At 55.4% G+C, this 8,215-nt stretch carries 10 protein-coding genes; all 10 read left to right on the top strand.

The window, feature by feature from the left end; genetic code table 11:
* Nucleotides 1–155: 155 nt before the first annotated feature.
* Nucleotides 156–1,010, top strand: a complete 855-nt coding sequence (locus ACTO5E_RS09085; RefSeq protein ID WP_482303108.1) for a hypothetical protein — start codon at nucleotides 156–158, stop codon at nucleotides 1,008–1,010.
* Between the two features lie 132 nt (nucleotides 1,011–1,142).
* Nucleotides 1,143–2,141: a hypothetical protein gene (locus ACTO5E_RS09080; RefSeq protein ID WP_482303106.1), complete on the top strand. Its 999-nt coding sequence runs from the start codon at nucleotides 1,143–1,145 to the stop codon at nucleotides 2,139–2,141.
* A gap of 12 nt (nucleotides 2,142–2,153) precedes the next feature.
* Nucleotides 2,154–2,459 (top strand): PadR family transcriptional regulator, encoded by a 306-nt coding sequence (locus ACTO5E_RS09075; RefSeq protein ID WP_482303105.1) that lies wholly within the window; start codon nucleotides 2,154–2,156, stop codon nucleotides 2,457–2,459.
* A 174-nt stretch (nucleotides 2,460–2,633) separates the two neighbouring features.
* Nucleotides 2,634–2,768, top strand: a complete 135-nt coding sequence (rpmH, locus tag ACTO5E_RS09070; RefSeq protein ID WP_482303104.1) for a 50S ribosomal protein L34 — start codon at nucleotides 2,634–2,636, stop codon at nucleotides 2,766–2,768.
* Nucleotides 2,769–3,164: 396 nt separating this feature from the next.
* Nucleotides 3,165–3,530: a ribonuclease P protein component gene (rnpA, locus tag ACTO5E_RS09065; RefSeq protein ID WP_482303103.1), complete on the top strand. Its 366-nt coding sequence runs from the start codon at nucleotides 3,165–3,167 to the stop codon at nucleotides 3,528–3,530.
* Nucleotides 3,531–3,713: 183 nt separating this feature from the next.
* Nucleotides 3,714–3,950, top strand: a complete 237-nt coding sequence (gene yidD / locus ACTO5E_RS09060; protein ID WP_482303101.1) for a membrane protein insertion efficiency factor YidD — start codon at nucleotides 3,714–3,716, stop codon at nucleotides 3,948–3,950.
* Nucleotides 3,951–4,067: 117 nt separating this feature from the next.
* Nucleotides 4,068–5,123, top strand: coding sequence for a YidC/Oxa1 family membrane protein insertase (locus ACTO5E_RS09055; RefSeq protein ID WP_482303100.1), 1,056 nt, complete (start codon nucleotides 4,068–4,070; stop codon nucleotides 5,121–5,123).
* A gap of 43 nt (nucleotides 5,124–5,166) precedes the next feature.
* Nucleotides 5,167–6,114 carry an RNA-binding cell elongation regulator Jag/EloR gene (gene jag, locus ACTO5E_RS09050; RefSeq protein ID WP_482303099.1) on the top strand — a complete coding sequence of 316 codons (948 nt, stop codon included), beginning with the start codon at nucleotides 5,167–5,169 and terminating at the stop codon, nucleotides 6,112–6,114.
* Between the two features lie 54 nt (nucleotides 6,115–6,168).
* On the top strand, nucleotides 6,169–7,539 hold the full coding sequence (mnmE, locus tag ACTO5E_RS09045) for a tRNA uridine-5-carboxymethylaminomethyl(34) synthesis GTPase MnmE (RefSeq protein WP_482303098.1): 1,371 nt from the start codon (nucleotides 6,169–6,171) through the stop codon (nucleotides 7,537–7,539).
* Nucleotides 7,540–7,550: 11 nt separating this feature from the next.
* Nucleotides 7,551–8,215, top strand: a 665-nt coding sequence (locus ACTO5E_RS09040) for an FAD-dependent oxidoreductase (RefSeq protein ID WP_482303096.1), incomplete at its 3' end; no start/stop codon positions are given.

Below are 8,215 nucleotides of genomic sequence, written 5' to 3'. Positions count from 1 at the left end.
ACCTAGTATAGCACACTTAAGCCCAGTTTTCAAATATTTTTCAACATTCCTCTTGACTTTTTCGGGGAGAAGCACTATTATATTTTTGACAGTAATATTTTTAGCAGTAGTGAGGGAATATGACCTCTCCTCTGCGAAAAAGGGAGGTACACAAGATGAAGGGTCTGGGCTACTTTGAAAAGCTATCTCTGGCGGCGCACTGGTTCCTGCCTCGGGAGGAGGCGGAGGATACTATCCGGGACTACCGGGAGTTGTTGGAGGATATGGGAGAAAAGGCGTTCAAAAGAAAGTTCGGGGGGCCGGTCCGGGCGGCTGTTTTTTCTGCGGACAAGAGAAAAATATGGATGTGGCAGGGCGCATGTGGGTTTTTGCTGCTGTTTGGGGTATTTTTGGCCCTTGGATTCTGCTTTGGTATCAATCCATTTTTTGAGTTCCCGCTTTTCGACTGGCAGGCGCTTTTCATCTTTCTTATAATTTTTTGCCTGGTCTTCTGGCTGGGGACCGGGTGGGCGCTGGGCAGAAGCTTTTCAAAACGGGAATCCATACTATTTTTCTCTCTGCTGACTGTCTTTTCTGTTATAGGTGGTTTTGCTGTTTTTGAGCTTCTCGTTTATTGCTTTCCGATGATTTATTTTGATAGCTATTACCCAGAGTACACCATTTCCTTTGCGGCGGTTTTTGCGCTGTTATGGTTTGGCTTTCAAAAAAGAGAAAAGCAAAGGCTGCCCAGGCTGCTTTTGGCTGGGCTGATTGCGGTGATGTTGTTTTTTCTGACTTTTACCGCTCTGTCCTTTCGTTTTTTGTGTGTTGACATGCAGCCGCACTTTGGCTTTGGTCCAAGAATTGTTAGCCTTATGCGTATTTTGATTTTGTTACTATGTATGTCGTCAATCGCCGCGCTGGTGATGGCCCGGGTATCTGATGTTTATCCTCAGTATAGCTTGTATTGCTGTTTTGACTATTATGATGAAAGTCATCATCTATATGGGCCCGGTGCAGGACCTTGTTAATGAGGGGAGCAGCCGGCTTTTGGTTCAGGTCTCCGCATTTTTTGTCGGGGGGACAGTTCTTTCTGCTCTGGGTCTGCTGTGAGCAGAGTAAAGTCTAATAAAATTTGCTGAACAGAATAAGGAGGTACATACATGAAGCGTTGGGATTATTTAGAAAAGTTGTCTCTGGCGGCGCGCTGGTTTCTGCCCCGGGAGGAGGCAGAGGGGGTAATCAGCGACTATCGGGACATTCTTCTTGAAGTGGAGGGGCCGGAGGAGGCTGTGAAACGGTTCGGCCCGCCGGTGAAGCTGGTGCGGGGGCTGGCTGAGCCGAAAAAAGTAAGAAAGTGGCACTATTTCTTTGCCATGCTGCTGTTTTTGATGATCAGCCCTTGCCTGCTCTATTTCCTCTGTTATCGAAGGGGAATGCTTTATTATGAGCTCTCTGACCTCTTTTTGTGCGGCGCGCTGTTTTTTGCGGCCCTTTGGGTAGTGCTGGCCGGTTCTTACCAAAAGAGGGCGGTTGCCCTGCTGACCTTGCTGCTGGCAGGCTTTATGGGTTTTGTCTATATCTGTGGGCCAACCCGGGCTTTAACAAATCTATATAACCGCTTGTCCGGGTGGCATCAACCGCTGCGCATCGGTCTGCCCTGGGGGTATGAAGTCATTTTTTTCTTTTTTGCGGCTGCTTTGATTATGCTACTGTTGTTTGGATTGGGCGGTAGGCCCAAGCAGAGAATGCCTGGCTTCCTGACTGTCAGCCTGTGTCTGGCGGCATTGGGGGTGGCAGTAGTCTGCGGGTTCTGCCTGTACGGTTTTTATGTAGATATGGGGCTGCTGCTGCACTTGGGCTGGGTAAAGGCCGGAAGCCTGTGCGCCGGTGGCCTGTGCTTTGCCGGTGCGCTGTTCAGCATAGTGATGGCAAGACTGTGGGACCGGCGCTGGCGGGCTGTAGGTATTCTCTGTTTGACCGGGCTTGCCATGTGTATGGGGCTGCAGGAGTTGGTATGGAACTGGTCCCCCTGCCTGTGGCAGCTTGTAAGGGATTATGAGGCAGGCATGGCAACTGCGGTTGCTGTGGAGCCCCTGGCCTTTCAAGCGCCCCTGTATTTTGGGATTGGAGCTGTGCTCGCTGCCCTGGGCCTGCGGTAAGCGGGGTGGCCTATGCTGAAAAAGGATTTGATGCGCCTGTGTATGCTTCACCTGCTGGCGGAGCGGGACCGTTATGGCTATGAGATGCTGGAGCTGCTGCACAAGGCTTTTCCCGACACTCAGGAGAGCGCTATCTACGCGGTGCTGCGGGAGCTCAGCCGGGAGAAGCTGACGGAGACCTATATGGGGGAGACCTCCGGCGGGCCTGCCCGCAAATATTACCGGGTTGCCGGCAGGGGGCGGGAGCTGTATCAGGAGCTGCTGGACCAGTGGCGTCAGCTGAAGTCGGCGCTGGCTGAATTGGGGGTCGACCCATAACGCCGCCTGGGTCATGATGGGAAAGTACAGAGGGGGGACGGCCCCGCGTTCCGGACAGGGGCGCGGGGCCGGTGAATTTTCCCGGGAAACCTGCAAATTTTGTGTTGACATGAGCCCCCCTCTTGGGTTATAATCTAAAAATGCAAGGGAATAGCCCGAAAGGAGGGACTTTTTATGCTGAGAACCTATCAGCCCAAGAAGCTCCATAGGAAAAAGGAGCATGGCTTCCGTAAGAGAATGGCCGACCGGAATGGCCGCAAGGTACTGGCCCGCCGCCGCGCGAAGGGCCGGGCGCGTCTTTCTTACTGATTTTCCTTGTTCTGAAAAATAAGGAAAAGGGAGTGCGCACGGGCAGAAAACCGGCCCGGCAAAGACATGGCGCTCATGAGCATCTGATCGTTTGATCGTGCCATATCTGTCCGGCGCTTGAAGGTCACAGAGAGGTCGTCTTAAAACTGAAAAATTGCTGGGTTTTATCCGGGCGCGAGGTATCTTTATCTGGCCGGCCTGCCGGAGCGGGCTTTGCAGGCGGCCCTGAAAGCGTTTTCGCATTTCACGGACCGCGGGAGGAAAGAGCCGTTTCAGTCAGGATAAGGCAGCGTTTTGGGATTTTAAGGCGAGTCTTGGTGTGGCCTTTCTTTGTTTTTTACGCGAGAATAAGGGATTGGCGGCAGCGGCTTTTTCCGCCGCTGGGAGGGAAAGAGCTTGGATCAAATCATTTCGCTTACCCGCAACAGCGACTTCCGCAGGGCCTATGCCCGGGGAAAGAGCTATGTCTCCCCTGTGGTTGTGGTATATGTGCTGAAAAACCGGCAGAAGCTTTTGCGGGTAGGCATTACTACCAGTAAAAAGACAGGGAACGCGGTGCAGCGCAGCCGTTCCCGGCGGGTGATCCGGGAGGCGTACCGGCAGCTGGCCGGGCGGGTCCGGCCTGGGTATGACCTGGTGCTTGTGGCCAGGGGCCGCACCTGCCATGTAAAGAGCACAGAGGTGCAGAAGCACATGGAAAAGCAGCTGAAGGCAGCGGGGCTGCTGATGGAAAAGACGGACAGCACGATTGACGGCAAATAAGCCGGAAAATCCAGAGGACGCGGTCCATTGCTTGGCTTGCGGTCTTTATGGGCCGGTGGCTGGGTTGCTGTAGTGCAGAGTTTTTTATTTATGACTTGAAATTGCTGCTTATTGTGTCTCAGTTGGAGCTTTGCTGTTTTCGTTTGAAGTATTTTGATTGCTTTTGTTTTGCTTTGAATTTTTATGAAACACATTTTGATTGCCCTCATCCGATTTTACCGCAGTCAGATCTCTCCAAGAACCAGGCCTTCCTGTAAGTATATCCCTACCTGTTCCCAATACGGCCTGGAGGCGATTGCGCGTTTTGGGGCCCTGAAGGGCGGGGCTATGACCCTGTGGCGTATTATGCGCTGCAACCCCTGGAGCCGGGGAGGCTATGACCCGGTACCGGAGAAAAAATCAAAAAGGAATACTGGCTGACCGGGCTGGGCTTTGTCCCCGCCTGACCGGCAGAAAAATATCAGCGGCGCCGGCCTGGGTGTTATAGGTGTACATTTGAGCTGTCGCGCCGGTGGAAAAGGGGAAGTCAACCGAGCTATGGCGATTTTTAATTTCTTTGGCAGCATTCTGGGCTATCTTCTGTGGTTCCTCTACTCGATCTTCCGAAACTACGGCGTGGCCATCATTCTTTTCACCGTGATATTGAAAGCGGTGATGTTCCCCATGTCTGTCAAGCAGCAGAGGAGCATGGCCGCTCAGGCAAAGCTCTCGGACAAGCAGAAGGAGCTGCAGAAGCGGTATGCCAACAACCAGCAGAAATATAATGACGAGCTGATGAAGCTCTATGAGAAGGAGGGGGTCAACCCGGGCTCGGGCTGTTTAACCACGCTGATTCCCTTCCCGATTATGCTGGGTATTTTTTATAGTGTGATTATGCCCCTGTCCAACACCCTGCACATTGCCAGCGAGACCGTGCAGCAGGCGACGGACTACATCTCCCGCATCCCTGGCGTGGCCTCTGCCACTGGCCTGGGGCTTTACTCTGAGCTGCAGATCATCAAGCATTTTGAGGTGCTGCGGCCGAACTTGACTATGTTTTCTGCCGAGGACCTGGAAAAGATTGAGTTTTTCTCCAAGGGCTTCCGCTTTTTGGGGCTTGACCTGCTGTCTTCTCCCCAAGGGTCTGCTTTTCTCAGCTTTTTGTGGCTCATCCCGGTGCTTTCGCTGGTGCTGAGCTTTGCCTCCCAGTGGTATATGGGACGTTCCACCGGCCAGGCCCAGACCGGCTGCACCAAGGCCATGATGTATGTTTTCCCGCTGATCAGTGTGTACTGGGCTTTCATCATGCCGGCTGCTGTGGGTATGTATAATATTATCTCTATTGTCACCAGCGCTTTGCAGACTGTGGTGATGAACCGGTATTTCAGTACCGACCAGCTGACTGCCTCCAATGAGGCCCGCCGGGCTGTGGCTTTGGAGCTGGCTGAGGCCGGAGTGCGCCCCCTGCCTGCGGCTCAGCAAAAGTTGATTGCAGATAAGCTCTCCTCCATGCCTCAGCAGAAGCAGCAGAAGGAGGCCCCCAAGCAGAAGCAGCAGAAAAAGAAAAAGACTGGCGGGGGAGATACAGCCAGTTATATGGGAAGCAGAAAGTAATTTTGATTTGTCGATCATACCCTAGTTGTAAGGAGGTTTCATTATGATCAAGGAAGCCGTCGCCACAGGTGAGAATGTGGAAGTCGCCTTTGCCAACGCCTGTAAGGCATTGGGTGTGGAGACCATTGACGCAGAGTGTGAAATTCTTGAGATGCCGCAAAAGAAGACCCTGGGGCTTTTTGGCGGGCGGCCTGCCAAGGTGCGGGCCTATATTGAGGTGCCGGATGAGGTTAAGCCCGCTCCTGCTCCTGTCCGCCCCGAACCCCCTCAGCCGGCGGCTTCCGCGCCGGTTGCTTCTGTGCCGGTGGCAAAGCCGGCGCCCAAAACCTCTGTAGAGGGAGACCCGGCGAAAAACGCCGCTGTTTACTTGAAAAGTGTACTGGCGGGCATGGGCCTGCCGGACGCTGAGGTAACCATTGAGCCTGTGGAGGGGGGAGCCTCTCTGACCCTGGGTGGGAATGATATTGGCTTTGTAATCGGACACAGGGGAGAGACTCTGGACGCCCTTCAGTATCTGGCCTCTTTGGTGGCGAACCATAAAGAGGGCTCCTATTTCCGTTTGACCCTGGACGTGGGAAATTATCGGGAAAAGCGCAAGGAGACCCTGGAGGCCTTGGGCCGCAAAATGGCGTATCGGGCAGTGAAGTCCGGACGCAATTCCTCTTTGGAGCCCATGAACCCCTATGAGCGGCGGATCATTCATACCGCTGTGCAGACGGTAGCGGGCGCAAAGTCGTGGAGCGAGGGAGAGGACCAGGCACGTCATGTTGTGATCGGCCCGGAGAACGGCGAGCGGTATCAGCCCCGCAGGGACAACCGCCGGGGTGGCCGGGGCGGCTATGGCTCGGGAAAGCCCGGCTATGACAGGGACCGCCGGGGCGGTGGAAGACCTCCCCGTTCCTCTCAGCGTGGTGGAGCCCCCAGAACAAGCGGGCCCAAGTCAGACGACCCTGGCGCACCTATTTATGGTAAGATCGAAGTGAAAAAGTAAGGTATCGCGGGGCGGCGTGGCTGTCCCGCGTTTTCTATTGTGGGAGGTTTTCAGATGTATGATCAGACTCGGACCGTGGCCGCTATTTCTACCGGTCAGGCCCCGGGAGGAATTGGCGTGGTGCGCATTTCCGGCCCCCAGGCCCTGGCAGTGGGAGAGCGGGTTTTCCGGGCCCGCTCCGGCCGGCCGTTGACCGGGATGGCCGGGTATTCGGCGGCAGTGGGTGGAATCTATTCTGCCGGGGGGGAGAAGCTGGACGACTGCGTGGCTCTTGTGTTTCGCGGACCAAAAAGCTACACCGGGGAGGATGTGGTGGAGCTCTCCTGTCATGGAGGACTGTACCTGACCCGGCGGGTGCTGAGCGAGGTTCTGGCCCAGGGCGCGGACCCTGCCGGGCCGGGGGAGTTCACCCGACAGGCCTTTTTGAATGGCAAGCTGGACCTGGCTCAGGCAGAGTCTGTGATGGAGTTGATTAGCGCGGGCGGGGAGCAGGCCGCCCGTCTGGCTCAGGCCGGAAGCAGCGGGGCGCTGTCAAAGCGAATTGCCGGCATAATTTCGGATTTGGAGAAGTTGGCTGTGCATTTGGCTGCGTGGGCTGATTTTCCTGAGGAGGATGTGGATGCGGTATCTGTTGAGGAGACAGAGAAAGCTCTTGATCAAGCAGAGCAGAAGCTGGCCAAGCTGTTGGCTGGCTTTGACAAGGCAAAGGTCTACCGTGAGGGATTGCGTACCGTGATTGTGGGTCGGCCTAACGTGGGAAAGTCCACATTGATGAACCTGCTCTCAGGCCGAGAGCGTTCCATTGTCACCCCCCACCCGGGCACCACCCGGGATGTGGTGGAGGAGCCGGTCTCTGTGGGAGGAATCCCTTTGCTGCTGGCTGATACTGCCGGTCTTCGGGAGTCTTCGGACCCTGTGGAGAGGATAGGGGTGGCTGTGGCCCGAGAGCGGCTTGGCTCTGCTCAACTGGTGCTGGCTGTGTTTGATGGTTCCCGGGAGCTGGGCCGGGAGGACCTGGACTTGTTGGAGGAGCTGAAAACCCTGCCTGTGATTGCTGTTGTAAACAAGTCTGATCTTGAGCACCGGATGGACACGGAGAAGATTGAGCAGGCCTTAGGCGGACTGGTCCGGATTTCGGCAGCTCAGGGCTCGGGTTTGAAGGAGCTTGAAGACATGCTTGTAAAGAAGCTTGGGGGTTCGGACTTTCATCCAGTGGATGGTGAGCTGTTTACCCAGCGTCAGCAGGCGGCGGTTCAGCGGGCATGGGAATCTCTACGACAGGGAAGGGATGCCCTGGCCCTTACCCTGGATGCGGTGACTGTGTGCGTTGAGAGCGCCTTGGACGCTTTGTTTGAGCTCACTGGTCAGAAGGTGTCGGAGCAGGTGGTGGACCAGGTATTTGAGCAATTCTGTGTTGGCAAATAGGAGGTGGTAATATGAAGTCATATGACGCTGGGGCAGTGGATGTGGCGGTAATCGGTGCGGGACATGCGGGAATTGAAGCAGGTCTTGCCGCGGCCCGGTTGGGGTGTGAGACCGTTGTTTTTACCATCAATTTGGACGCGGTAGGCAACTGCCCCTGCAATCCCAGTATTGGAGGCACGGCAAAGGGGCATCTGGTGCGGGAGATTGACGCTTTGGGCGGAGAAATGGGAAAAACGGCAGACGCCTGCATGATACAGAGCCGGATGTTGAATTTGGGCAAGGGGCCGGCTGTCCACTCCCTCCGGGCGCAGATTGACCGGAACCAGTATGCCCGGATGATGAAACATAAGCTCGAGCTTCAAGAGCGGTTGATTCTTCGTCAGGCTGAGGTGGTGGATATCTCCCCTTGCGAGGGAGTTTGGCTGGTGACCACCCGGCTTGGGGCGGTCTACCGGGCAGGGGCTGTGATTATTTGTACCGGCACCTTTTTGGGCGGCAAAATCTTTACCGGAGAGGTGGCCTATGAGAGCGGGCCGGACGGAATGTTTCCAGCGGCGTTTCTGCCGGATTCTCTGAAAAGGCTGGGAATGTCCCTGCGGCGGTTCAAAACAGGCACCCCTGCCCGGGTGTTGCGCTCCTCTGTGGATTTTTCCCGGTTAGAGGTGCAGCAGGGAGA

The sequence above is a fragment of the Acutalibacter sp. genome (assembly GCF_056800975.1).
Note: the sequence above shows the minus strand (reverse complement) of the source record. Positions and strands in the feature narration are given on the sequence as shown.